This window comes from Anabaena sp. WFMT (genome assembly GCF_051781005.1).
Taxonomy (GTDB): Bacteria; Cyanobacteriota; Cyanobacteriia; order Cyanobacteriales; family Nostocaceae; genus Anabaena.
The window spans coordinates 94,819-118,345 of the sequence record NZ_JBPWOA010000022.1 but is presented as its reverse complement, the minus strand read 5'-3'; the positions used below and the strand labels follow the sequence as shown (position 1 = coordinate 118,345).

The following is a 23,527-nucleotide window of genomic DNA, read 5'->3' as shown; positions in this document are numbered from 1 at the left end:
CAACTTTTATCGAATTTATACAGTAATATTTATTTTTCTCGTCCCCGCACTTCATGTATCAAATAAATTTCACTTGGTGTAGCTTTTCATCAATGATTTTTTCTTCTTGTGAGAAATCCGGGTTTAAGTTCGGTAATAATTTCTGACGGTAAAATGAGTTTCATAACTGATGAATTAGTCGATTATTTTTGTGGTGTTGACAAAATCCAATCATTTAACTGGAAATCTGACTTTGCTAATTTCTGAGAAACTAAAAACTGTTTTGTTCCTTCCAATAATTGCACTCCATTTGTGGGAAGTGCTTCTTCTGGAAACTGTGTTAAAGGAAAGGAATCTTTAACAACATCAAGAGGATATCCAGAAACATCGGCATGAAATTTATAATAGGCTTCTGAGTTGGTTTTGATATCTTTTACCGAGGCTTGTTTAATCTGATTCCATGTTTGTGGTAAATTGGGATGTTTAGCAAGAAAATCTTCTGTAATAACAGTTACACTTGTTCCTGGTAAATCAGGATGTTTGATTGCTTCATCAACAACTGGATAGCCTTTTAATTTTAACAGTGATCCAGTACCAGTTGCAGCGGCTATAGCTGCTACATCACCTCTTTCTAATGCTGATTGGGCTTCATTAGTAAGTAGATGAACAACAGTAACTTGCTGCTCAATGCCATATTTTTGTAACAGCCCAATTAAGTAGCGGTGCATATAAGAACCTTTTGCTGTTGCTACCTTTTTTCCCTTTAAATCTGTTACGGAACTTGTTCCATTTTTCTTTGCTAATAACCAAGCATTCATTCCTACTTGTTCTTGACTAATTAAGCGTGTGGGAGTACCATTTGCTTTGGCAATTAACGCAGGTGTATCGCCATAAATACCGATATCTATTTGTCCTGCAACTAAAGCTTCGTTTAAGTTCGGTCCATTGGGAAATGAAATTGTTTTTACTTCTGTAATTCCTACTTTTTGCAATTCAGGTATTAGTTTACCTTGCTGCATTGCCCAACCTGTCGGTCCTGTGGGAACTTTAGTTTTAGAAGTGCTGATAAAACCTAGACGTAAGGTGGAAGTAGTGGGTTTAGCTTCTGTTGGATTATTTGCAACTGATTGGGAGAAGTTTTGAGTAAAACTACAAGCAGTGCTAAGAATTAAAAGGCAAGATACAGCCAGTAAAGATAGTTTATGGAGACGAAAATTAGTCATAATAAACAAACCAGCGAAGAGGGGAAAGAGAATGTTCTATTTCATTTTTTCAACAATTGATATGTTAAATCTTGTTTGGCTGTATTTGTTGAAGATTTTCCCCAACCGATATTTTTTCGATAGCTTCCTAAAAGTTCGGCTTCTTGTAATGATTGTTCGTTTATCTCTGATAATGTGTCTACTTCTGGTGCAACATATAATGCATCTACCGGACAATATAATTCACACATAAAACAAGTTTGACAATCGCTTTGTCTGGCAATTATTGGAGGTGCATTTGGTACTTTGTCAAAAACATTTGTCGGGCAAACTTTGACGCAGATATTACATTCAATGCACCGCGATTTACTAACTAATTCAATCATCTTAATAACCAAAAAAAATTAATATGAATGTAGGTTGGATTAAGCAATAGCGCAACCCAACAAAAGTTTTGATAATGTTGGGTTTCCTTGCGTCAAACGCCATTCGCCACAAGCCGGGAAACCCGTCCAAGGTGATGGCTCCCCAACCTACGATTTACACAGTTACGAGTTCTTTTGTTTTTGTATCCTCTATAGACGCAGCTTTCACCCACACTTGATCCAAACCACCACTAATTAAATGATGTTGTTGGTTAGCATCCTGTTGTGGATAATCTAAATGTTTGTGCATACCTCGTGTTTCTTTCCGTTCCAAGGCGCTGCCGTACATCCATCTGGCTGTTGCTACCATTGCGGCTGCTTCCCTGGTGCGAACAATATTGCTATCATCTGCAACCTCGCTGTTGCGAATTTTATGCCAAAGGAAATGTAATCTTTGCAATGATTCGGTCAAACCTTGTTGATTACGGAAATAATTGCGATCATAAGGGAACACTTCCGCTTGAGTAGCTTTAATTATTTCTTCACTGTCAGTTTGGCGCTGACTACCAGATATAAATCCTGCTCCACCTACAGCTTGAACTGGTCTTTGGTTGGCTTGTACATCTAAATCACGGGAGTATGTAGCCGCAGATTGTCCCGCCCAGTAGCCTGAAGATAGCGCCCAAGCTGCATTATGACTACCACCACCGGTAAAGCCACCACAAATTAATTCTCTTGTTGCGGCATCACCAGCGGCATAAAGTCCGTGTACAGAAGTTGTACAAGTATAATCAGTAATTCTAATGCCACCTGTACCACGTACAGTTCCTTCTAAACGCAGAGTCACAGGGAAACGTTGAGTAAAGGGATCAATACCTGCACGATCAAAAGGTAGGAAGAAATTGGGTTGAGATAACCGCATTGTTACCCGCATTTCTTCTGATGCTTTATCTATAATTGCGTAAACAGGCTGAGTTAGCAAAGTTTCAGCAATCACAGAACGTCCTTTTTGTGAACCAGCACCAGGGATAGGTGTCCCATCTTCGTAGGTAAAAGTTGCCCAATTATAGAATAAGGTTTTAGTCACAGAAGAAAAAGCAGGTGCGATACCATAGGCGTTGGAAAATTCCATTCCCGACATTTCTGCACCCGCTTCTGCTGCCATCAGGTATCCATCCCCTGTTAGCACATTGCAACCCAAGGCTTTACTCAAGAAAGCACAGCCTCCGGTAGCAATGATCACTGAATGCGATCGCACAATCCACTTTTTACCAGTCTGACGATTAATCCCTGTCGCCCCAGCTATAGCCCCTTCTGCATCTACCAATAACTGTAAAGCCGGACTGTGGTCTAAAATTTTCACCCCTGCCCGTTTTACTTGCGATCGCATCAACCGCATATATTCTGGACCTTGCAGACTGCGCCGATAGGGTCTACCTTCCTCATCTACAGGAAAAGGATAACCCCAATCAGCTAATTGGTTAACATTCGCATAAGTCTGATCTAGCACCCGTTGCATCCAATCCCGGCTGGACAAAAATCCGCCCAAAGCTTCCCTAGAAGCCATTGCTGCTTCTCTACTATCGGGGTCTGGTGGGACATACCACACACCGTTACCCGAAGCGGCAGCACAGCCACTTGTACCACAATAGCCTTTATCTACTAAAATGACTTTTGCACCAGCATTAGCAGCACTCCACGCTGACCAAGTACCAGCCGGTCCACCACCAATTACCAGCACATCAGCCAGTAAGGTTTGGTCAAAATCAGTAGTAGATGAATCTTCTGAAAATAATTGTTTCTGACTCATCGAAATTCCTCTTTATTAAGATTAGTATTGGCTTGAAAAACGTAACTTTTGGGATACAGAAAATCCCCGTAGCTTATACTCCAGGTGTGCTTCCACCATCAACTTGAATTTCTGCACCAGTAATAGAAGAGGCTAAATCAGAAACTAAAAATAATGCTAAAGCGGCAATTTCTTCAGGCTTGACGATTTTTCCTAGAGGAATTGCTTTGACTGCTTGCGCTTTATATTCCTCCACACTAATACCCAAGCTTTGAGCATTTTGTTCTGCTAAAGTTTTAGCTCTTTCTGTGTCTGTTAACCCCGGAGAGATAGCATTAATCCGAATATTATTTTGGGCTAATTCTTTAGAAATGCCCCGTGTAAAGTTGAGCAATGCAGCATTTGTCGTTCCTCCTGGTAGGAAGTTGGGGCGGGGTGTACGTCCAGCACCACCGATAATATTAACAATGCGTCCATCTCCCTGATTTTTCAAATAGGGGACAACGACTCTAACTAATCGAATGTAACCTAACAGTTTTAAATTCCAAGCATCTAAAAATGCTTCATCACTCAATTCTAAAAATGACCCAGCACGGGCTGAACCAGCATTATTAATTAAGATATCAATTTTGCCGAATTTTGCAATTGTTGTAGAGACAACTTTTTCAACATCTTCTGCTTTGGTTAAGTCGGCACTAATGCCAATAACTTTAGTTCCAGTTGTGGGTAAAGATTGGATATCAATTACTGCTTGTTCTAATCTTTCTTGATTGCGAGCAGCAATAACTACATTCACACCTTCACTGTATAAAGCTTTAGCTGTAGCTAACCCGATTCCGGAACTACCACCTGTAACAATAGCAGTTTTACTCAATAGATTTAGTTCTAAGCTCATAACAAATTGCACCCAAATAGGTTTGACTATGGGAAAAAGTGACAAAATAGATGTGAAAAATTAACTTTGCCTGGCAGCAAACTTTTCTAACAAGAATTGCTTCAAATGTGGCTGCTCTAAATTAATATCAAGTTCGGTGGCTTTATGAACAATTTGCTCATAAGTTAAACCTGCTTCTATGGCATCAGCAATTAAGGCTATTCCCCCGGCTCTTGCACCACCAGCGCAGTGAATTAAAATTGGCTTAGGTAAATGATCAATTTCTATAATTGCCTCTGCTGTTAGCTGTTGATTTGGTTCTTTAGGATTTAAAGGAATATTTGCATATTCTAGCCCCACTGCTTCTGCCTGTTGCTGTTCATTATGGAAAAAACCAGTTTCATCTGGAGAACGCAAATTCAAAACTGATTTAAAACCAACTGTTGCTAATTCTTGCAATTTCTCAGCAGAAATTTGTCCAGCGATACTTAGGTCATCATTAACTTTTTTTACGTCACTCATTTTTATTCCTCTTGGTGTGAGACAAAATTAATAAATAGATGCCAAAACTTTATCTGCTGCGGCTCGAAATGCAGTTGCAGCACCAGCACTCATATCTCGTGGCGCACAAATCCTATTCCGCACATAAGCCAGTGTAATAGCTCCTGTAGCCGCGATAATAGGATCGATACTTTCCTTACCTCCAGTTCTTCCTCCCGGTAATAGTTGACCATTACCATTAATGAGATAATCAGCTAATAATCGTAAATGAAAATCAACAGCTTCTTTGATTATTGAGCTATCACCTAAAGATTGAACTCCAGAATTTTTCAGAATATCGCTAATAGCAACTTCTCGATTATCACTTAATCTTTCCGCAGCTTCAGCCCGATATTCAATAAACTCACTTTCTGCTAAATCTAAAGGTAAGGGATTACCTATAGCTTGTAAGCCAAATCTGCGCCGTAAAAGTAAATTGTTGGTAATATTATCTGACTTAACTCTTTGGTAAGCAGAACGTTGATTAAGGGCTGCAAACCAGGCATTTATTAGAGGAAAACGAGGATTTCCTTTGATGTCATAGCCTCGATATACTGGTAAATTAGCCGCCAATCTGTCTAAATGGGGGCTATACATAATGTCTACTAGGCTAAATGTTGACAAAAAGAAAGAACCAGGATATCTACTTAATGCTTGCTCAATTTCATCTAACTTAGCTTCAAATTCTGCCTGTAAATTTACTAAATCATTCGCATCTTCAGGGGATTCTCTGAGAAATTGGTAAGCAATATTCCTAAAATTATTAGTTTCAGCATCATCAACCCATTTTCTAGCAACAGCATTTTCTTCTAGATTTTCTGGTAACAACGTTTCGCCAAAGTGTTCTTCCAATTCTAAAAGAATGTCTTTAGATTCATAAACTAACTTACCCTCAATTTTGGCGGCGGGGACAAGGGTTGTTGGGACTAAATCTGTGTACCATTTCGGTTTATTACTCAGATTAATAAATTCTGTTTCAAAGGGAATTTGTTTTTCTTCTAACGCAAACCAAACTCTTTCACAAAAAGGACACCAAGAGTTACTATCTCTATATAACAATACTGGCGGTTTTCTCTCAGGGGGAAGTTTATGTAAACTACTAGGAATAGGAGCAGTATAAGGTGCTTGTCCTGGTCTTTTGACTCGACGGGCGGGGGTATTTTGTCGAGCTTTTTCTAATAATTGATCCCAACTAGATATGGTAGTGCTTGCAATAGACATTTCTTACCTCGCCTTATTTGGAACGCCAGAAAATACAAATAGTTTTTCTTCTTTAGGTGTAGGTAGATTTTCACCTAAATAACGATGAATACCTACTCCCATATCTCCTGTTGCTGTGAGTTTAAAGTTAACTTCTGCAAATCCAAAATCACGGAAGTATTTACGCACTGTTTCTGAATAAGCAATACAGTTAAAATGTCCACGAGTCCAGAGAACAAACGCGCCTTTTTTACTTATAAAACTCAAGTTTCCTAACAACCGATTGAGTTCATTCTCATCAGCTAAATTGCCAAAAATACCACAAACAATGACAATATCTGCTGGTACTGCTCCTACATAGTTATCAGCAGCAGTTGCATCACCATTGATAAACTCAATTTGCTTTGTTAAACCTAATGATTCTATAGTTGCACGTCCACGTTCAACTAACTGGGGATTGATTTCAATTAATTTCGCATATACATCTTTAGCGCGGGGATGTTTTGCTAAAGTTCCTAATAAATCTCGTCCATCACCTGCACAAAGGCTGACTATCCGAATGTCCCCTGTTGGGGAGTTATCCAAACTATAGGAAATATATTCCTGCACGATTTTTAGACGCTGCTGTAATTTTGGTTCAGTGTTGTAAAGATCGTGCCATTCTAACCAATCTTTTAGCATAAAAGAAGATTTCCAATTGCTAAAAACTTAATTTTAGAGTGTGTAATTGATTACTTATATACAAAACTACTGCAAGTCTATCAAATTACCGTAGTTTTATGATAAATACAGACTACCATAGAAACTCTGAATAAATCAAGTCCTCAATAATTGAAAATTTGGCGTTGCATAATGGCGGTATGAATTTTGTTTCGCGCAATCGCGCTTCGCAATCTCGTTCGCGGTAGCGTTGCGTAGCAAAGAATAGGCGCAAAGAAGTTTTGAATTTCATCCTTCAATTCTGCAATGCCGAAAATTTACATCTGGTGAAAAAGATGCTAAATAATTTCTAATCAAGTCAAACTATGCAACTTGTGCATTTTCTTGCGTCAGTATTGCTTCAAAAGCTATCATTACGCGTGTATGAAAGCGTTGGCGGTGTTTGAGTTTCCAAACAGGCTGGACAATTTCTAGTTTCTTTCCAGATTTTTTGTGCGGGTTGGTAATCTGTACAGCGTGTAATGTCCCTAATTGTATTTCTTTTTTCACCATTGATTCTGGTAGTGCAGATGCACCAACGCCACTTTCTACAACTGCTTTCACCATTTCACTGGTGTTGAGGTTCAGTACAACATCCAGCTTGTTGGGTTCAATTCCCCAACTTTGTAAGGCTTGCTCAAACATTTGCTGTGCGCCGGAACCAGACTCACGCATTACCCAACTTGTGCTAAATAATTCATCTAAATAAATCTCAGTCAGCTGATACCAAGGGTGAGATTTACCTACAACGATTTGCAAGCGATCGCTTCCAACTTCGTTTTTTTCTAAAGATTGCTGCAATGATGGTTTAATATCACCTGTTACCAAACCCAAATCATACATACCTAAGGCAGTCCCTTCACAAATTTCTTCAGCATTTCCTAACTTACAATTTATAAAAATGCCAGGATATAACTGCTTAAATTGGCTAATTTTTTCGGGTAGCCAATAGTTACCAACTGTAAGACTAGCACCGATCTTCAACTCCCCTCGTTGTAGATTATTTAATTCCTTTAAGCCACGTTCTGTTAACTCTACATGATCAAGAATTTTTTGCGCCTCACCCTGTAATAATTTACCAGCGTCTGTAATTTCAATATGACGACCAATGCGATGAAATAATCTCACCCCATATCCTATCTCCAAGCTTTGAATAGCAGCACTGACTGCTGGTTGAGTAATATAAAGTGCTTCGGCTGCACGGGTGAAGTGCAGCATTTCTGCCACGGCTAAAAAAATTCGCAACTGTTCCAACGTCATTTTGACTATGTACAAGCTTGTACGGTAGTGATCTTGAACACCTTGAAAGCATTATACGGTAAATTTACCGGAAAACAGTAGATAACCGTAAATCTTCTTAATGTCGTGGTTACAGTCATCTTTGAAAAACCATAAGTTCAATCTATGGATTTGACAAAAAAGACTGTTTGCTCTTATTAATAATCAGCCATAGAGTAAAACTATGCCTTTAGCAAAAGTGCTTAGGGACTCAATAACTTTCTGAAACCTAAGAATTTCCAACACTCAAAGCCTTCATGTCACCGATACAGATGGTTGAGAGTCACTACCTACCATTAAGGAGACATGACGTACCCATGAGTGGATTATTAACTGCTATTCCTACTGGACTGACTGCTTTCGCTGCTACCAATCTCGATGATATCGTCGTCCTATCACTGTTTTTTTCACAAATAAATACTTGCTTTCGCAATCGTCACATCGTTTTCGGTCAGTATTTAGGTTTTAGTGCGTTAGTGGTTGCAAGTTTGCCCAGCTTTTTTGGCAAGTTCATTCTCCCAGACTCTTGGATTGGGTTACTCGGTATTATTCCCATCATTATTGGTATTAATCGTTTACTAAATCAAGAAACTAATGAGACAGAAAATTTAAACACTCCTGAATCTTCGTCAGCTTGGTGGAGCAATTTCCTTTCACCTCAAACCTATGGTGTAGCAGCAGTTACAATCGCTAATGGCAGTGACAACATTAGTATTTATATGCCAATGTTTGCCACAAATACATGGGATAGCTTACTTGTGATTTTGATAGTGTTCTTCGTAATGGTAGGTGTGTGGTGTTATACAGCTTATTGCTTAACTCAGGTAAAAGCGATCGCCTTGACAATCACTCGCTACGGTAATTCTTTAGTTCCCTTTATTTTAATGGGATTGGGTGTTTCCATTTTAATAGAAAGCCACACTTTAGAAACTCCTACTTTACTTCTCATCACTTGTTTAAGTCTTGGTTCTTACCTGTTAATTCTAGGCAAAAACACTTGGCTAGAAAATTATGGATTTTCTGTGGAGTTACCTGAAACTGAAGTTTTAATTGGAGTTAAAAAAAATTGAGCTTTTATTGTAATAAGCCGCATCAACCGACAGATTAAAAACGTTTAATTAATACCTGAAATCAGGTAATTAGGATCTAAAAAACTTTTTTCTGAGGATAAAAACATGAAATTCATCAAAAATACTCTTGTCAAGATTACCCTTATTTGCTTATTACTGCTAGTAAACTTGATGATTGCTCAACCATCATGGGCGGGAAAAAAATATGCTAATGATCCAGACTATATAGAAGTCACAAAATCACTAGAATCTACTTTACAAGATAAACAAACCCAAGGCTCTACACCAGAAATAGAACAAAAGATTTCTAATTTGCAATTCCAAAAATACATTTTAGAAAACAGTGAAGATTCTGTAGGAATTTGTCGTAATGAAACAGATAAACCCCTGCTAGTCTACGGTGAGAAATCGAAAAAATCTACCTCAACCTACGATAATGAATTATATCTGTTACCCAGTAATGTAGAAACTGATGATGCATGGGACTGTCAAGGCGTTTACATACCTGGACAAGCGGCTACAGAAGAAAAAGCAGCAATACCTGCTAAAGCTTTTAAGATTGTTCATGGAACTCGGTTAGTTGCGACAAACAACCCCCAAACTGGAGAAATTGAATTCAATCTCCCACCTGCGAAGGTTTCTCAATCTGGTGAAGTAAACTGGTTGATTCCTGAGAATTTCCAAACGGCGATCGATACCGGAATTACCACTGCACAAATTGACGATTAAGTAACTAGTATTGATTGAATATGTAGATTAAGCAAAAATTTTTAATAAACACAAAGAGTCAGAATTTTTCTGGCTCTTTTATTTTCAATTTATTAGGACTTATGCAAAAACTCTCCCTTTCCTCTTATTCCGAACTGCCCTCTGCGGTTCAATATTGTAGGACTCGTGCGTAAATCCTATTTATATTTTTATCAAGTTAAACCAAAGCAACCTAAAAATTATGAAATTCGATAAAAACAAGTGATTAAAAAACTTAAATTAATCAATAAAATGAATCGAGTAAAAATAAATAGCGTTTAATTGACAAATATATTAGTGATATAGTCTTATTAAATAAAAATAATTAAATACTAAAAAATTCAATAGCTACTTAAGCACATAAATCTTATGAAAATAGAGACAAAAAAATTAGAAGTGAAGAATTTAGAAAAAAAGAAGTACCGTTCAGACCGAGTTCGGGATCACTTAGCAAATGAACGTACTTATCTAGCATGGATGCGGAGTGGTATTGCCCTCATGGGTTTTGGCGTTTTAATTGTGCGGTTGCGAATTATTTCACCTCCACTAGCACCACAACCTCCTGGGAATGGTTGGAAGTTAGGTTTAGCTTTTGCCGTGGTGGGAGTATTGACAGTATTACTTTCAACACAGCATTATTTCGCTGTTCGCCGAGATATTGACGAAGATACTTATCAACCACCAGATCGTTGGATACTTCTGGCGAGTCTAGCTGTAGTTATTCTTGGGATGGGAGTACTATACTATGTGTTTACGGTTCCTCTAGATTATCTGAATACTTTTATACTGGAATGATTTAGTTAAGTTAAAAATACAAAAACCCAGCAATAATACCCTAAAATTCTACTGATTTTCCTAGATTGTATCTGTCAAATTAATTTTTAATTGATCAGGACTTATGCAATTGGCATATTAGTAGAGTGTGTTGCCCGTTACCAAATTATCGAGTCTGATACACTCTATAAGAAACATTAACTGTGACACGCAGCTATTGAGAAGGGCGTAAGCAAAAACTTTTTAGCAAACCCTAAATATTAATGTTTTGCACCAGGCTATTTCTAGTCCTGGTTTTTTAATGTTTAAATTAATAAATTCATTTTATCGTTTTAACAAAAAAGAGTATTTGCTCTTATCTTAGCCAGATCATATTATTGAATTTATAAGCTATTAAGCTTACCTGTTGAAGAAATAAATTACATCTTTAATTGATGATAATAGCTTCAAATAGCTTCTGAAATAATTTCGATAAATCATTGCGGAGAAAGACTATGAGTTGGCTAATTGGAACATTACTTATTGGAATATCTGCGGCTTTTGCAACGACGTTTGATGATAATTTATACTTGACAGCTTTTTTTGGCAAAGTAAATCATATATTTCGTCCCAAGCATATTATTATTGGCGAATTTATGGGGTTTACTACATTAGTAATGGCTAGTCTTCCTGGCTTCTTTGGTGGTTTATTGCTTCCAGAAGCATGGATTGGATTGCTAGGGATTCTCCCAATCATGATTGGTATCAGCCATCTTATGAATCGAGAAGAGGAAGAAGATACTGTACAAGCCGTATCAGTTAACTTTGCTCATTCAATCAAACATAAGCGTCATGACAAAACATTATTAGCAACGCTCAAAGATCCCCAAACTTATCGCGTTTCTGCGGTAACGATTGCCAATGGCGGAAATAATATTGGTATTTATGTCCCGTTATTTGCCAGCAGTAATGTTCCCAGTCTGGCAGTAATTTTATGTGTTTGCTATTCAAGTATTGGACTGTGGTGCTTTCTTTCTTACAACCTGACTCGCAATCCTATTATGGCTTCTGTTATGACTCGATATGGTCGAAAAATCTTTCCTTTTGTATTAATATACTTGGGGTTATCCATCATCGTTAAAAGTGGAACTTATGAACTTGTACCTAATCTAGCAATGCTTTTTCAATAAATTCTTTGTCGTAAATAAAAGCTTCAATCACACACATGAAAATTCTCAAAATATCTTTAATGATTTTAATACTTTTGGTCAATTTAGTAATTGCTGTCCCCTCTTGGGCAGATGGAACGTCACACTTAAGTGCAAATTCTGACTATTTCATAGGACAAAAACTTATCTGGCTTTATAAAGCTCGTGCTGACTCTGAAAACACCCAACGAATTCCTGTTGAAGTTATCAAATTAGGATCTAAGCAAGTACAAGTCAAGGTAGAAAAAGAGAAAAATGAGTTTGTTAATCGTTGGGTAAGTCGAGAACGGCTGGAAATTGACAAAAGTGATAATTATTTCAAAACCCTATAAACATAATTTAATTAATAGAAGTGTTCATGAATTATTTAGAACTGCTATAGATAGATGAATACATCAAGCAAATTATAGATTTGCAGTTTTAATAACCAACTAAAAATTAATCATCACTTTTATTTATCGTCATGCAAAATAATAGTATTTGATTTTGAGGATGGATTGGTATTAATGTAGAATCAAAGTGAATCTAACCCAAATTAAAAAACAATATCGAATTCAAGAGGAATAAACAAATGCACAAATCAAACTCAAAAAAAGTAAGTGCTTGGCTTTTAGGTGCTGTATTTATAGCATTTCTAACGGTATTTTCTCTGTTTGATCAGCCCTATGCTTTAGCTCAATCAGAAATACCATTAGTAGCTACAGAATCCGTATCAACTCCAATAGTATCTCCTGAGCCAGTTGCAAGTCCAAGAGCTACTGTAGCTGCAAATGTTCAACATCTATTAACAACTAATGAATGCGTTGGATGTAACCTAGTTGGAGCGCAATTAGACAATGCAAATCTGCAAGCAGCTAATTTGGCAGGTGCAAATCTACAAGAAGCAGAATTAGAAAGAGCCAATCTACAAGGAACAATTCTCACAGCAGCTAATTTAGAGGGAGTAGATTTAAGTAAAGCAAATCTACAAGGGGCAAATTTGCAAGGGGCTAACTTATTTGATGCAGATTTAGAGGGAGCAAATCTACTAGGGACTGATTTGCAAGGAGCAAACTTACAAAAGGCAGATTTACAAAAAACAAATCTCACAAATGCAAAAATACAAGGTGCAAACCTGCTAGAGGCTGATTTGGAAAATGCAATAGTACCCGCAGGATTCACGAATCAGTATCAGTAATTCCAAATGTGTAGCTAGATGCAATTGACATAAGTAACAAGTGCAATCTCACCATTACTATTAAGTAAGGTGAGAATTTCGTTTTGTATTTTCTACAAAAAATGATTAAGGTGCTGGATTAGGGTAACGGGTATGAATTGCATCTAATTCTGCGAAAATCTCTTTTTCTAGCACTACATTTACACCATCTATATTTTCTTGCAATTGTGTCAAAGTTGTAGCACCAATAATTGTGCTTTTAACAAACCAGCGACTTTTGACAAATGCGATCGCTAATTGTGTAGGTGTAATATTATACTTCTTGGCTACTTCTACATAAGCAACTACAGCTTCCTGCACATTGGGTTTTAAATAGCGTTGTCCAAAACCTGGAAACAGAGATATTCTCGTATTTTCCAATTGTTGATTCTCGATATACTTACCAGTTAAAAAACCAAAACCCAGGGGACTATAAGCCAATAAACCAACATTTGTATAGCGAGAAACTTCTGCTAAGGCTGACTCAAAGTTGCGATTGAGTAAATTATAAGCATTTTGTATTGACACAACTTTAGGTAATCCCAAATCATTAGCAATGCGAATAAACTCACTTACTCCCCAAGGCGTTTCATTACTCAAACCCAAATAACGAATCTTCCCAGCTTTAATAATGTCAGCAAATGCTGCTAACTGTTCAGCAATAGGTACGGTTTCCCTTTCAAATTCGGGATTATAACTTGTCTGTCCAAAGGTAGGGACATAACGATCAGGCCAATGAATTTGATACAAATCTATGTAATCAGTTTGTAATCTCTGCAAACTATCATCAACAGCTTGTGTAATATTATCACGGTCAATTTTGTTACTTCCGCCTCTCAACCATGAAAAAGGACGACCCGTCCCAGCAATTTTTGTGGCGACGATAAGTTGATCTCGTTGCTGTTTTTTCAACCATTCTCCAATATATGCTTCAGTTTTTCCTTGGGTTTCACCACGAGGTGGTACTGGGTACATTTCCGCAGCATCTAGGAAATTTATCCCTTGGGTAATCGCATAGTCGAGTTGTTGATGTGCTTCCTCAATAGTATTTTGATTACCATAAGTCATGGTTCCTAAACAAATTTCCGAAACCTGGAGGTCACTTTCTCCCAGTTGGTTGTATTTCATAATATTTGGATAATTCTCCTTAATTACTTTTTGCTACAAAAACTAAAAATATGACCATCTCACGTAACTACACTAAATCTATTGATTTACCGGAGTTAATATCTAAAACCGTATACTATCATACACTGTTGAGATAGACAACCCTTTGTAACAAATAATGTAAAGTTAGAAAAAATGTATCCATAAACACTCAAATTCTACATTTTTTGTGAAATAGTGCTATTTAATCAAAGCAAATAACAGTAAATCGACCAAGTTGCCGTATTATTATCAAATAAGGTAATCTTGTCATTACTATAGGCTTTCATGTCATTACAAATACAAAATTTACCGAGGGTAGACCTTTTATGGGAAAGTTTTATCTGATAAATTTTGATACTTTCCCTACGGTCAATACGATAAATACAAAATTGGTTGTAATTTCGTACTGGATAAAATTATGTGTGTGCGGTTATCAAAATGAAAAAACCTATTTGGAGTTTATTGCTCACTTTGCCAATTTTTCTAGGAATACTACTTTTTATAGATAGTAAAAAAACTATTGCTAATGAAAAAGAAACTGTATCAAGTATCCACTTAAAGATTGCTTCTTCTAAAGAAATTACCCAAATAGTTGCCCAAAACACTCTAGAAACTAAGGAATCTGCAATTACATCTGTATCCCAACTTTCCGATATTCAACCCAGTGACTGGGCTTTTCAAGCCTTGCAATCCTTAGTAGAGAGATATGGCTGTATTGTTGGCTATCCTGATAGTCAGTATCGAGGAAATCGCCCCTTAACTCGGTATGAATTTGCAGCGGGGTTAAGTGCCTGCTTAGACCAAGTTACTAAACTCATTGCATCATCCACTGCGAATATTGCGACTAAGGAAGATTTAGCAACTCTAGAACGATTAACTGAAGAATTTCGTCCAGAAATAGCTCAATTACGAGGAAGATTAGATAGCTTAGAAGCACGGGCAGCAGAGATAGAAGCCAATCAGTTCTCGACAACAACCAAATTGACGGGTGAAGTTATATTCTTAGCAGCTGATACCTTTGGTGACAGAGCAAATAATACTCCTGCTAATGATACCAAAGATGATACTAATACTTTTTTATCTTACCAAGCTAGGCTTAACCTGCAAACTAGTTTTACAGGTAAAGACCAATTAATAACTACCCTAACAGCAAACAATATTCCTGTTTTAGCAAGTAGTACAGGAACGCACATGACCCGGTTTTCTGTGGATAAGTCTGGTCCTTATGCAGATGGTAGCTTATATATTGCCAGTTTATTTTATCGTTTCCCAGTCGGCAAAAATGCTACGGTTTGGATAGGTCCGAGAACAGTCAATTTTCCGGCGACAACTCCTACATTAAACGCCTTAAATGGTAACCCTGCACAAGGTGGTATTTCTCGGTTTGGACAGTTTAACCCAACTGTTTATAGACCTGGTTTTGATGGTGCAGGGGCGGCTGTTGCTTACAAGTTTAACAATAAATTACAACTTAATTTAAGCTACATTGCTGATAATTTTCAGGCAAATCAACCCGATAAAGGACTTTTTAATGATAGTTCCCAAGCAGCACTGGCTCAACTCACATTCTCTCCTAGTAAGCAATTCGATTTAGGGCTAACTTACACCCGCAAATACTTTCCTACTAATTCTGGCAATAATCTCACTGGTGGTACAGGTAGTTCTTTTGCTAGAGATCCCTTCAGACTAAATTCTACAACTGTATATGCCACCACATCCGATAACTTTGGCTTGCAATTTAATTGGAAAACCAGTTCTAAGTTTCATTTAGGTGGTTGGTTTGGTTACACCCTTGCTCACCAAGAAGTTGGCGGTAACAATGATGCAACAATTATCAATGGGGCGCTTACTCTTTCTTTTCCTGATTTATTTAAACAAGGTAACGTGGGAGGAATTACTGTCGGAGTTCCACCTAAAGTCACAAGTAATAGTTTTCAGGTAGCTGGACAAAAGCGAGAAGATAAAGATACATCTTTGCACATTGAAACCTTCTATCGTTTCCGGGTAAATGACAACATCAGCGTCACTCCGATTTTTTATCTGATTACCACGCCAGAACATAATGCTACCAATGACCTAATTTGGGTAGGCGCTCTCCGTACAACCTTTAATTTCTAGAGTTTTTGCTCTAAAACTACGGTAAATTTATCAGTTTACTGTACTATTAGTCTATAAAGGATTTAATTGTAATGATCAACAGAATATTTCAGCGGTTTACAAGATTGAGGTTTTTTCAAATTGGTGGTCGAAAACAGTTATTTTCTGTCATCCCTATTCGCATTTTTGGCTCTTTCGTTACTGGCTTATGCCTCAGCTTATTATTTGCCGCTTGCACAGCCAATAATGCCAACAATACTAATACTGTATCTACTAATAATTCTACTCAGACAAAAGCCACAGTAGTTAGATTTGGTTATCAAAAATCAGCAATTCTTCTTAAAAATAAGGGAGTTTTAGAAAAACGCTTACAACCAGAAGGAGTATCTGTTCAATGGATTGAATTTCCGGCAGGGCCTCAGCTTTTAGAAGCAATGAACGTTGGTAGCATTGATTTTGGACATACTGGAGAATCACCACCAATTTTTGCTCAATCAGCAGGTGCTTCACTTACATATATTGCAGGAATAGCACCAAGTCCAGCAGGTTCAGCAATTTTAGTACCCAAAGCATCTTCTATTCAAAAAATAGCTGATTTGAAAGGTAAAAAAGTTGCTTTTCAAAAAGGATCAAGCGCCCATTACTTGCTAGTCCAAATTCTCGAAAAAGCTGGATTAAAATACAGTGAAATTCAACCTATTTATTTGCCACCAGCCGATGCCAGGGCTGCTTTTGTTAAGGGCAGTATAGATGCTTGGGTAATCTGGGACCCCTTTTACGCAGCAGCAGAAAAAAATACAGATGCTCGTGTATTAATTGATGGGCAAGCAATTACAAAACAGGGCGGCTATTATTTATCCAGCCGTAAATTTGCAACTGATAATTTACAAATTATTAAGTCCATGCTTGAAGAAATTCAGAAATTGGAGGATTGGTCTGATAAAAATCGTGATACTGTGGCAGAAACTCTTTCTCCGATTTTAGGTGTTGATTTAGAAACCATGAAAAAATCAACTCAAAGAAAGAAATTTGGTATTGTGCCGATTGATAATGCCTTAATTTCCGAACAGCAAAAAGTTGGGGATAAGTTTTATGAATTGAAATTGATTCCTAAAAAAATTGATGTTAAGGAAGCATTTTTAAAACCAGAGCAATATACAGATTTTTCGCCCAAATTATAAGTTAGGAGTTGGGGATTAAGAATCATTGATTAATAACTAATAAATTATGAGCAATTTTCGTGAACTACTTAACCGCCGTTATGGTTTAGCTCCATTTAGCGATAATTTACCTGAAAATGATACTTTAGCCACTTTGTTATCTCATCGTTCAATTCGGGCTTACTTACCTAATGCTTTACCTCCAGGAACTTTAGAAACTTTAATAGCCGCAGCCCAATCTGCTTCTAGTTCCTCTAATCTCCAAACTTGGAGTGTAGTAGCAGTAGAAGATAAAAATCGCCAAGAAGAGTTATCAAAACTGGCTAATAATCAAGTTCATATTCGCCAGAGTCCTCTATTTTTAGTGTGGTTAGCAGATTTGGCAAGATTGACCTATGTTGCCGAAAGTGATGGAATACCCCATGAGGGTTTAGATTATTTAGAAATGTTTTTAATGGCGGCTATAGATGCAGCTTTAGCAGCCCAAAATGCAGTAGTAGCGGCAGAATCTCTTGGTTTAGGAACAGTTTATATTGGTGCATTACGAAACAAACCAGAAGAAGTGGCGCAATTATTAAATTTGCCTTCTCATGTAGTTGCAGTGTTTGGGTTATGTATTGGTTATGCCGATCCCATTGTGAATGTAGCTGTTAAACCACGTTTGCCTCAGTCGGTAGTGCTACATCGGGAAACTTATCAACTTGCAAAACAAAATGAAGGAATTTCTCTTTACAATCAAATTATGAAAGATTTTTATGCTTCGCAGAAAATGAATATTCCTGGTGATTGGTCGGAATATTCTAGCAAAAGAGTAGCGTCTGCTGAGTCTTTATCAGGTCGGGATAGGTTACGGGAGGCTTTGAATAATCTGGGTTTTGAATTACGTTAAATACAGCAGAATTCAGGCTTTGCTGTGAGTCTCATTTATCTGCAATATGCTGTAACTCTTAAAGAGAGATTATTTTACTTGACGTGAGCAATTAATTAGTTAATTGTCAAAATTTTGAATGCGGTAAATCTCCATAGACAAGTGGGGATTTTTTTGTACATTTATTCTAAAAAATACTTGCATTTTTGATCTAATTATGCAAGACTAATATAAAGCTACGGTATTCCTACCGAGTTACCGGAGATTAACCTAAAACAGAGTTAAACAACAAGCATATTGGTATCAATGCCAGATGCTTGTTTACTAAAGCTTTTGTTTGAGAGACATTCAAGCTGATTAAAAATGAAACTTAAGCATTCAGCTATCAGCAGATACACAGTACCGAAATTTCGGTTGGAAAGATTGTTATGCGATCGCAGCCTATGTTTAGTTGACAGATTTACTTAGGCTGACTAATAAAAATCTAAAATGAGAGGTTTTGAATATGACTAATGAAGTAAAAGGAATGCAATTAAATCTTAAAGGGCTGAAAAAATCTTTTGGAAACAAAACTGTTTTACAAGGAATTGATTTAGAGATTCAGCCAGGAGAATTTGTGGCCATTGTGGGACGGAGTGGCTGTGGTAAAAGTACAATGTTGCGTTTAGTTGCTGGGTTAGATGCTCCTAGTGATGGCAATGTTTTATTGAATGGTAAATATAATGAGCAGCGCATTAATCCAACTATCCGCATGATGTTTCAAGATGCACGACTTTTACCTTGGCAACGAGTGTTAACAAATGTAGAGTTAGGTCTATTAGGTTCTAACTCCAAAGTTTATGCCAAGCAAACGGCTTTACAAGTGCTGCGTGAAGTGGGGTTAGAAGACCGCGCCCTCGAATGGCCTTCCGTCCTTTCCGGTGGACAACGGCAACGGGTAGCTTTAGCTAGGGCGTTGGCGAGTAAACCTTCTTTATTACTACTAGATGAACCCTTGGGGGCGTTGGATGCCCTAACCAGAATTGAAATGCAGCAATTATTAGAACGTTTGTGGCAAGAACAAGGATTTACAGCACTGTTAATTACCCATGATGTTGAAGAAGCGGTTGTACTAGCAGACCGAGTAATTTTACTTGAAAATGGTCAAATTAGTATGAATCTGAAAATTGACCTGCCACGTCCACGGGCTAGAGGAGATGCAAAGTTTGCAAAAACCGTAGAGAGAATCTTAGACAGAGTAATGGGTAAGGAAAAATACCCACAAAAAGAATTGATAGCCGAATCTTCTTATTTGTTGAGTTCAATGTCTGCATAAATGCCGAAATTAGAAACCATTTGGAGACAGTATTATGACTATTGCCATAGAACGTCCACACAAAAGCAAATCTGCACAGATACGCGAAAAGTTAGGTTATCCTGTGATAGATACCGATGTTCATACCCAGGAATTTCCCCCCGCGTTCTTAGATTATTTGGAGTTGGTTGCTGGAACTGAAATCGTAGACCGCTTTCAACAGCATTTACCTGGTGCTTCTCGCAGTAAATGGTTCCACCAAACTTCTGAAGAACGCCATAGTTACCGCACAGCCCGTCCTCCGTTTTGGACTCGTCCTACCAAAGACACTTATAGTTTAGCCACCGTTAGCTTACCCAAACTGCTGCATGAACGTTTGCAAGAAGCGGGAACAGATTTTGCTGTAGTGTATCCCAATTTGGCAACCCTCGCACCGCATATTGGACATGAAAAAATGCGACGTGCTGTTTGCCGTGCTGCCAACTTATATCATGCAGATATCTTCCGTCCTTATTCTGACCGCTTGACTCCGATCGCAGCGATTCCCATGCACACTCCCCAAGAAGCAATTGAGGAGTTGGAATATGCAGTCAAGGTACTGGGATTAAAAGCGATTCAAATTCCTGGTCATGTGCGGCGTGCGATCGCTGCATTCCAAAAATATGGGGAAGAAGTCACCAACGAAGCCGTCTGGATTGATACCTTTGGCTTGGATAGCGAATATGATTATGACCCCTTCTGGGCTAAGTGCGTAGAGTTAAAAGTAGTTCCTACTACCCATTCTTCGGGTATGGGTTGGACAACGCGCCGCTCAACTTCTAACTATCAATATAACCATATTGGCCACTTTGCCTCAGCCGGTGAGGCGCTGTGTAAATCCCTCTTTTTTGGTGGTGTGACACGGCGCTTCCCTTCCCTCAAATTCGCCTTTTTAGAAGGAGGTTCCGCTTGGGGTGCAAGTTTATACGCAGATATCCTTTGGCATTGGGAAACTCGTAACCGAGAATTTCTGCAAAATAATAACCCTGTGAATGTAGACCGGGAGTTACTACGGGAACTGTTTGCTACTTATGGCGACAAATTAGTAGAAGGTCGTTTGGATAAACTCGGTGATGGTTTAGGATTTTACAGTAAGTTATTTGCACCAGAAAATCCAGGGGAATTGGATGAATTTGCAGCAGCAGGAATTGAACATCCTGAGGATGTGCAGAAACGATTTTTGAATCATTTCTATTTTGGTACAGAATCAGATGATACTCGTGTTGCCCATGCTTTTAATAGAAAAGCTAATCCTTTTGGCGATCGCGTTAAAGCTTTTTTAGGTTCTGATTCTGGTCATTGGGATGTACCAGATATTACTGCCGTTGTTACTAATTCCTACTCTTTTGTAGAACGGGGAATTATCACTGAGGAAGATTTGCAGCATTTTCTGTCAATTCATCCCTTGGAATTGTATACCAGTCTCAATCGTAACTTCTTCAAAGGAACTGCTGTAGAAAAAGCCGCAGATGAGTATTTGGTTAGTGTTAATCGGTAATTAAGAATTTTCCCGTTATCTCAATTTCCATTCCTGCAATTTCTCTTCCCTAGATTTAGTATAGATACTGCCGGGATTTATTTTCCTTCAGGCTTCACATCCCGTAGATTACAAATTGAGCGATATCATATCGGCAATTGGTTACTCAACTAAAAACTACCAACTGTTACCTAATATTTCTAAAACCCACATTTCGTACTTCAATAAGTCTCTTTTACGGCTAAATGAGGTGGGTAATTTTCACCTTACTTTTTTAAAGATGAAACCCATCGGCTCAGAAAAACAAAAACTTCTTGAATTGAAATTGAGAATTAATTCAATTTTGAATTGAAGCCAAATTAACAAGAGGTAAATAAATTTATGGAAGATTGGCAAAATCAGTTTGAATCATGGAAAGTCCGACGTATCAACCGTCGTAACACAATATTTTTTCTTGGACACAGCTTAATCTTATCTATTCTGCTATTTAGTTGCAGTAACTCACCAAATAACACTCAAAAACAAGCAAATTTTTCTACAGATAACACAGCTAGTGCAAATACTTCTAGTAATAATACTAGTAAAAAAGTAGTCCGAATTGTCCGCTCAAAACAACTGACAGCCCTAGCAGTTTTAGAAAAACAAGGTACTCTAGAAAAACGATTAGAATCGCTAGGTTACAAAGTCGAATGGCCAGAATTTGCTGCTGGACCCCAACAGCTAGAAGCTTTAAATGCAGGTGGACTTGATATCGCTTCTACCGCAGAATCACCCCCCGTTTTTTCTCAGGCTGCTGGAACACCTCTTGTATACTTAGCCGCAAACTCTTCAGATGGTCAAGCAGTCTCACTTTTAGTTCCTGTTAATTCCCCAGTTAAAAATTTCCAAGATTTAAAAGGTAAAAAAATTGCTTTTCAAAAAGCATCTATAGGTCATTACCTGACAGTGAGAGCAGTAGAAAAAGAAGGGATAAAACTCGCTGATGTAGAATCAGTTTTTCTAGCACCTCCCGATGCTAATGCAGCATTCAGCCAAGGTAAAGTAGATGCCTGGTTTATCTGGGAACCATTTGTTACTAGAAATGTACAAAATAAAGTTGGTCGTGTGCTAATAGATGGTAGCGGTGGATTGCGAGATACTAACAATTTTTACACCACAAATCGCAAATTCTATCAAGAAAAACCTGAAGTAATTAAAGTATTTCTGGAGGAACTACAAAAAGCTCAAGTCTGGGCAAGGAATCATCCTAAGGAAATTGCTCAATTGCTCACTTCAGCAACGCAGCTTGATGTACCAACATTAGAAAAAATGCATAGTAAATATGATTTTGCTTTAGTACCAATTAATGAAGAAGTAATCAATAAACAACAAGAAGTTGCTGACAAATGGTTAAATTTAGGATTAATACCCAAAAAAGTAAATGTCAGAGATGGTTTTTTAACTCCTGAACAATATACAGAAATTACTCCCAAGGAAGTGCTTGCTCAAAAATAGCCATTATTTTTTGTTGAACTTTGAATTAATTTTTAATTATGCCAACACTCACTTTAACTAACTTTCAAATTACTCCCATTAATGCACCATTGGGAGCCACTGTTACTGGATTAGATGCTGGAAAATATCTTGCACCTGAAACAATTTTACAGATTAAACAAGCATTACGTGATTATCATATTCTCATCTTCAAAAATCAAAATCTCAATAATGAGCAATTTTTAAATTTTGCTTTTAACTTTGGCTCATTATTTGTACCACCAGATGATGTTCCGGTTCTAGCTTCTCAACCAGGATTTACACCAGTGATCATTCCTGTTTCTAATGTAGATGGTGGCTACACTGGTACAGGTGAATTAGCTTTTCATTCTGATCACAAATGGACACCCTATCCTTCCAGTGGTTCTCTACTCTATGCTTTAGAAGTTCCATCTGAAGGTGGAGATACTTCTTGGTTAAACCTGAATTTAGCTTATAAAACTTTGGATGATTCCACAAAGCGAAAAATTGCAGATTTGCAGTTGATTACTTATAATCCATTTTTAAATAAACCAGGTGTACCACGCTCAAAATATCGTTTTGATCAGAGTATTCCTCTAATTAGTCCTGTTTTTCCTCACCCACTAATAAGAACACATCCAGAAAGTGGTAAGAAGATTTTATATTTAGATTATGCCACAGAAGTTGAAGTTGTCGGTTTAGATCCTCAAGAGGGTTCAGAATTAATTGAACAGTTGAGAGAACATCTTCATCAACCTCAGTTTTATTATCAACATAAATGGTCTGTAGGTGATATTGTCTACTGGGATAATCAATCTACTTTGCATTACCGCCAAGCTTTTGATCCTAATCAACGTCGGGTCATGAAACGTGTTAGTTTGGCTGGTAGTCGCCCATTTTAATTCGATCCACCTAAATCCCTTTTAACCCTCTTTCGTCACTTTCGGCAACGCAAAATCTCAATCCTTTATTTAACAAGGCTTTTGGCGATTTATTAATGTTTCAAAATATTGAAATAAGAGAGCATATTTGGAGCGTGAAAATTAGGAA

At 37.6% G+C, this 23,527-nt stretch carries 22 protein-coding genes; 13 read left to right on the top strand and 9 right to left on the bottom strand.

The features are described 5' to 3' along the window. Window positions 1-182 precede the first annotated feature (182 nt). From ACSQ6I_RS14425 to ACSQ6I_RS14390, 8 genes are all read right to left on the bottom strand, one after another. On the bottom strand, window positions 183-1,202 hold the full coding sequence (locus tag ACSQ6I_RS14425) for an ABC transporter substrate-binding protein (RefSeq protein WP_438891007.1): 1,020 nt from the start codon (window positions 1,200-1,202) through the stop codon (window positions 183-185). 41 nt (window positions 1,203-1,243) lie between these two features. Beyond that, complete coding sequence (locus ACSQ6I_RS14420; protein ID WP_438891006.1) at window positions 1,244-1,567, bottom strand: 4Fe-4S binding protein; 324 nt, start codon at window positions 1,565-1,567, stop codon at window positions 1,244-1,246. Window positions 1,568-1,721: 154 nt separating this feature from the next. Then, window positions 1,722-3,356: an FAD-dependent oxidoreductase gene (locus ACSQ6I_RS14415; RefSeq protein WP_438891005.1), complete on the bottom strand. Its 1,635-nt coding sequence runs from the start codon at window positions 3,354-3,356 to the stop codon at window positions 1,722-1,724. 73 nt (window positions 3,357-3,429) lie between these two features. Next, window positions 3,430-4,230 carry an SDR family oxidoreductase gene (locus ACSQ6I_RS14410; RefSeq protein WP_438891004.1) on the bottom strand — a complete coding sequence of 267 codons (801 nt, stop codon included), beginning with the start codon at window positions 4,228-4,230 and terminating at the stop codon, window positions 3,430-3,432. A gap of 60 nt (window positions 4,231-4,290) precedes the next feature. After that, window positions 4,291-4,731, bottom strand: a complete 441-nt coding sequence (locus tag ACSQ6I_RS14405) for a beta-lactamase hydrolase domain-containing protein (protein ID WP_438891003.1) — start codon at window positions 4,729-4,731, stop codon at window positions 4,291-4,293. Between the two features lie 27 nt (window positions 4,732-4,758). Further along, on the bottom strand, window positions 4,759-5,970 hold the full coding sequence (locus tag ACSQ6I_RS14400; protein ID WP_438891002.1) for a glutathione S-transferase family protein: 1,212 nt from the start codon (window positions 5,968-5,970) through the stop codon (window positions 4,759-4,761). A 3-nt stretch (window positions 5,971-5,973) separates the two neighbouring features. After that, entirely contained in the window at window positions 5,974-6,630 is a 657-nt protein-coding gene (locus ACSQ6I_RS14395) for a class I SAM-dependent methyltransferase family protein (RefSeq protein ID WP_438891001.1), read from the bottom strand. A 342-nt stretch (window positions 6,631-6,972) separates the two neighbouring features. Continuing rightward, complete coding sequence (locus ACSQ6I_RS14390) at window positions 6,973-7,908, bottom strand: LysR substrate-binding domain-containing protein (protein WP_438891000.1); 936 nt, start codon at window positions 7,906-7,908, stop codon at window positions 6,973-6,975. A gap of 335 nt (window positions 7,909-8,243) precedes the next feature. Here ACSQ6I_RS14390 and ACSQ6I_RS14385 point away from each other — a divergent pair, with 335 nt between their 5' ends. The 6 genes from ACSQ6I_RS14385 (at window position 8,244) to ACSQ6I_RS14360 (ending at window position 12,881) form a co-directional block, all read left to right on the top strand. Next, window positions 8,244-8,996: a cadmium resistance transporter gene (locus tag ACSQ6I_RS14385; protein ID WP_438891051.1), complete on the top strand. Its 753-nt coding sequence runs from the start codon at window positions 8,244-8,246 to the stop codon at window positions 8,994-8,996. 105 nt (window positions 8,997-9,101) lie between these two features. Continuing rightward, window positions 9,102-9,725, top strand: a complete 624-nt coding sequence (locus tag ACSQ6I_RS14380) for a hypothetical protein (RefSeq protein WP_438890999.1) — start codon at window positions 9,102-9,104, stop codon at window positions 9,723-9,725. A 387-nt stretch (window positions 9,726-10,112) separates the two neighbouring features. Next, window positions 10,113-10,538, top strand: coding sequence for a YidH family protein (locus ACSQ6I_RS14375; RefSeq protein ID WP_438890998.1), 426 nt, complete (start codon window positions 10,113-10,115; stop codon window positions 10,536-10,538). A 473-nt stretch (window positions 10,539-11,011) separates the two neighbouring features. Next, window positions 11,012-11,686, top strand: coding sequence for a cadmium resistance transporter (locus ACSQ6I_RS14370; RefSeq protein WP_438890997.1), 675 nt, complete (start codon window positions 11,012-11,014; stop codon window positions 11,684-11,686). 35 nt (window positions 11,687-11,721) lie between these two features. After that, window positions 11,722-12,036 (top strand): hypothetical protein, encoded by a 315-nt coding sequence (locus ACSQ6I_RS14365; RefSeq protein ID WP_438890996.1) that lies wholly within the window; start codon window positions 11,722-11,724, stop codon window positions 12,034-12,036. Between the two features lie 239 nt (window positions 12,037-12,275). Further along, entirely contained in the window at window positions 12,276-12,881 is a 606-nt protein-coding gene (locus tag ACSQ6I_RS14360) for a pentapeptide repeat-containing protein (RefSeq protein WP_438890995.1), read from the top strand. Window positions 12,882-12,986: 105 nt separating this feature from the next. Here ACSQ6I_RS14360 and ACSQ6I_RS14355 read toward each other — a convergent pair whose 3' ends face one another. Next, complete coding sequence (locus ACSQ6I_RS14355; RefSeq protein WP_438890994.1) at window positions 12,987-14,027, bottom strand: NADP(H)-dependent aldo-keto reductase; 1,041 nt, start codon at window positions 14,025-14,027, stop codon at window positions 12,987-12,989. Between the two features lie 459 nt (window positions 14,028-14,486). Between ACSQ6I_RS14355 and ACSQ6I_RS14350 the strand changes: the two genes are divergently transcribed. The 7 genes from ACSQ6I_RS14350 to ACSQ6I_RS14320 all read left to right on the top strand — a co-directional run bounded on the left by ACSQ6I_RS14350 (window position 14,487) and on the right by ACSQ6I_RS14320 (window position 23,379). After that, entirely contained in the window at window positions 14,487-16,166 is a 1,680-nt protein-coding gene (locus ACSQ6I_RS14350) for an iron uptake porin (protein ID WP_438890993.1), read from the top strand. Between the two features lie 71 nt (window positions 16,167-16,237). Then, a complete protein-coding gene (locus ACSQ6I_RS14345) occupies window positions 16,238-17,326 on the top strand; it encodes a sulfonate ABC transporter substrate-binding protein (protein WP_438890992.1) in 1,089 nt (362 codons plus the stop codon). A gap of 46 nt (window positions 17,327-17,372) precedes the next feature. Then, a complete protein-coding gene (locus tag ACSQ6I_RS14340; protein WP_438890991.1) occupies window positions 17,373-18,194 on the top strand; it encodes an NADPH-dependent oxidoreductase in 822 nt (273 codons plus the stop codon). A gap of 484 nt (window positions 18,195-18,678) precedes the next feature. After that, the gene (locus ACSQ6I_RS14335) at window positions 18,679-19,488 is read left to right on the top strand and encodes an ATP-binding cassette domain-containing protein (RefSeq protein WP_438890990.1); all 810 of its coding nucleotides are present in this window, start codon (window positions 18,679-18,681) and stop codon (window positions 19,486-19,488) included. A 34-nt stretch (window positions 19,489-19,522) separates the two neighbouring features. Beyond that, window positions 19,523-21,004 (top strand): amidohydrolase family protein, encoded by a 1,482-nt coding sequence (locus ACSQ6I_RS14330; RefSeq protein ID WP_438890989.1) that lies wholly within the window; start codon window positions 19,523-19,525, stop codon window positions 21,002-21,004. 360 nt (window positions 21,005-21,364) lie between these two features. After that, window positions 21,365-22,477: an aliphatic sulfonate ABC transporter substrate-binding protein gene (locus tag ACSQ6I_RS14325; protein WP_438890988.1), complete on the top strand. Its 1,113-nt coding sequence runs from the start codon at window positions 21,365-21,367 to the stop codon at window positions 22,475-22,477. A 38-nt stretch (window positions 22,478-22,515) separates the two neighbouring features. Further along, window positions 22,516-23,379: a TauD/TfdA dioxygenase family protein gene (locus ACSQ6I_RS14320; protein ID WP_438890987.1), complete on the top strand. Its 864-nt coding sequence runs from the start codon at window positions 22,516-22,518 to the stop codon at window positions 23,377-23,379. The last annotated feature ends 148 nt before the right edge of the window (window positions 23,380-23,527 follow it).

Bases quoted from the DNA above. Each gene is read 5' to 3' on its own strand.
- ACSQ6I_RS14425 (WP_438891007.1), bottom strand. From the start codon at position 1,202: ATGACTAATTTTCGTCTCCATAAACTATCTTTACTGGCTGTATCTTGC.
- ACSQ6I_RS14420 (WP_438891006.1), bottom strand. From the start codon at position 1,567: ATGATTGAATTAGTTAGTAAATCGCGGTGCATTGAATGTAATATCTGC.
- ACSQ6I_RS14415 (WP_438891005.1), bottom strand. From the start codon at position 3,356: ATGAGTCAGAAACAATTATTTTCAGAAGATTCATCTACTACTGATTTT.
- ACSQ6I_RS14410 (WP_438891004.1), bottom strand. From the start codon at position 4,230: ATGAGCTTAGAACTAAATCTATTGAGTAAAACTGCTATTGTTACAGGT.
- ACSQ6I_RS14405 (WP_438891003.1), bottom strand. From the start codon at position 4,731: ATGAGTGACGTAAAAAAAGTTAATGATGACCTAAGTATCGCTGGACAA.
- ACSQ6I_RS14400 (WP_438891002.1), bottom strand. From the start codon at position 5,970: ATGTCTATTGCAAGCACTACCATATCTAGTTGGGATCAATTATTAGAA.
- ACSQ6I_RS14395 (WP_438891001.1), bottom strand. From the start codon at position 6,630: ATGCTAAAAGATTGGTTAGAATGGCACGATCTTTACAACACTGAACCA.
- ACSQ6I_RS14390 (WP_438891000.1), bottom strand. From the start codon at position 7,908: ATGACGTTGGAACAGTTGCGAATTTTTTTAGCCGTGGCAGAAATGCTG.
- ACSQ6I_RS14385 (WP_438891051.1), top strand. From the start codon at position 8,244: ATGAGTGGATTATTAACTGCTATTCCTACTGGACTGACTGCTTTCGCT.
- ACSQ6I_RS14380 (WP_438890999.1), top strand. From the start codon at position 9,102: ATGAAATTCATCAAAAATACTCTTGTCAAGATTACCCTTATTTGCTTA.
- ACSQ6I_RS14375 (WP_438890998.1), top strand. From the start codon at position 10,113: ATGAAAATAGAGACAAAAAAATTAGAAGTGAAGAATTTAGAAAAAAAG.
- ACSQ6I_RS14370 (WP_438890997.1), top strand. From the start codon at position 11,012: ATGAGTTGGCTAATTGGAACATTACTTATTGGAATATCTGCGGCTTTT.
- ACSQ6I_RS14365 (WP_438890996.1), top strand. From the start codon at position 11,722: ATGAAAATTCTCAAAATATCTTTAATGATTTTAATACTTTTGGTCAAT.
- ACSQ6I_RS14360 (WP_438890995.1), top strand. From the start codon at position 12,276: ATGCACAAATCAAACTCAAAAAAAGTAAGTGCTTGGCTTTTAGGTGCT.
- ACSQ6I_RS14355 (WP_438890994.1), bottom strand. From the start codon at position 14,027: ATGAAATACAACCAACTGGGAGAAAGTGACCTCCAGGTTTCGGAAATT.
- ACSQ6I_RS14350 (WP_438890993.1), top strand. From the start codon at position 14,487: ATGAAAAAACCTATTTGGAGTTTATTGCTCACTTTGCCAATTTTTCTA.
- ACSQ6I_RS14345 (WP_438890992.1), top strand. From the start codon at position 16,238: ATGATCAACAGAATATTTCAGCGGTTTACAAGATTGAGGTTTTTTCAA.
- ACSQ6I_RS14340 (WP_438890991.1), top strand. From the start codon at position 17,373: ATGAGCAATTTTCGTGAACTACTTAACCGCCGTTATGGTTTAGCTCCA.
- ACSQ6I_RS14335 (WP_438890990.1), top strand. From the start codon at position 18,679: ATGACTAATGAAGTAAAAGGAATGCAATTAAATCTTAAAGGGCTGAAA.
- ACSQ6I_RS14330 (WP_438890989.1), top strand. From the start codon at position 19,523: ATGACTATTGCCATAGAACGTCCACACAAAAGCAAATCTGCACAGATA.
- ACSQ6I_RS14325 (WP_438890988.1), top strand. From the start codon at position 21,365: ATGGAAGATTGGCAAAATCAGTTTGAATCATGGAAAGTCCGACGTATC.
- ACSQ6I_RS14320 (WP_438890987.1), top strand. From the start codon at position 22,516: ATGCCAACACTCACTTTAACTAACTTTCAAATTACTCCCATTAATGCA.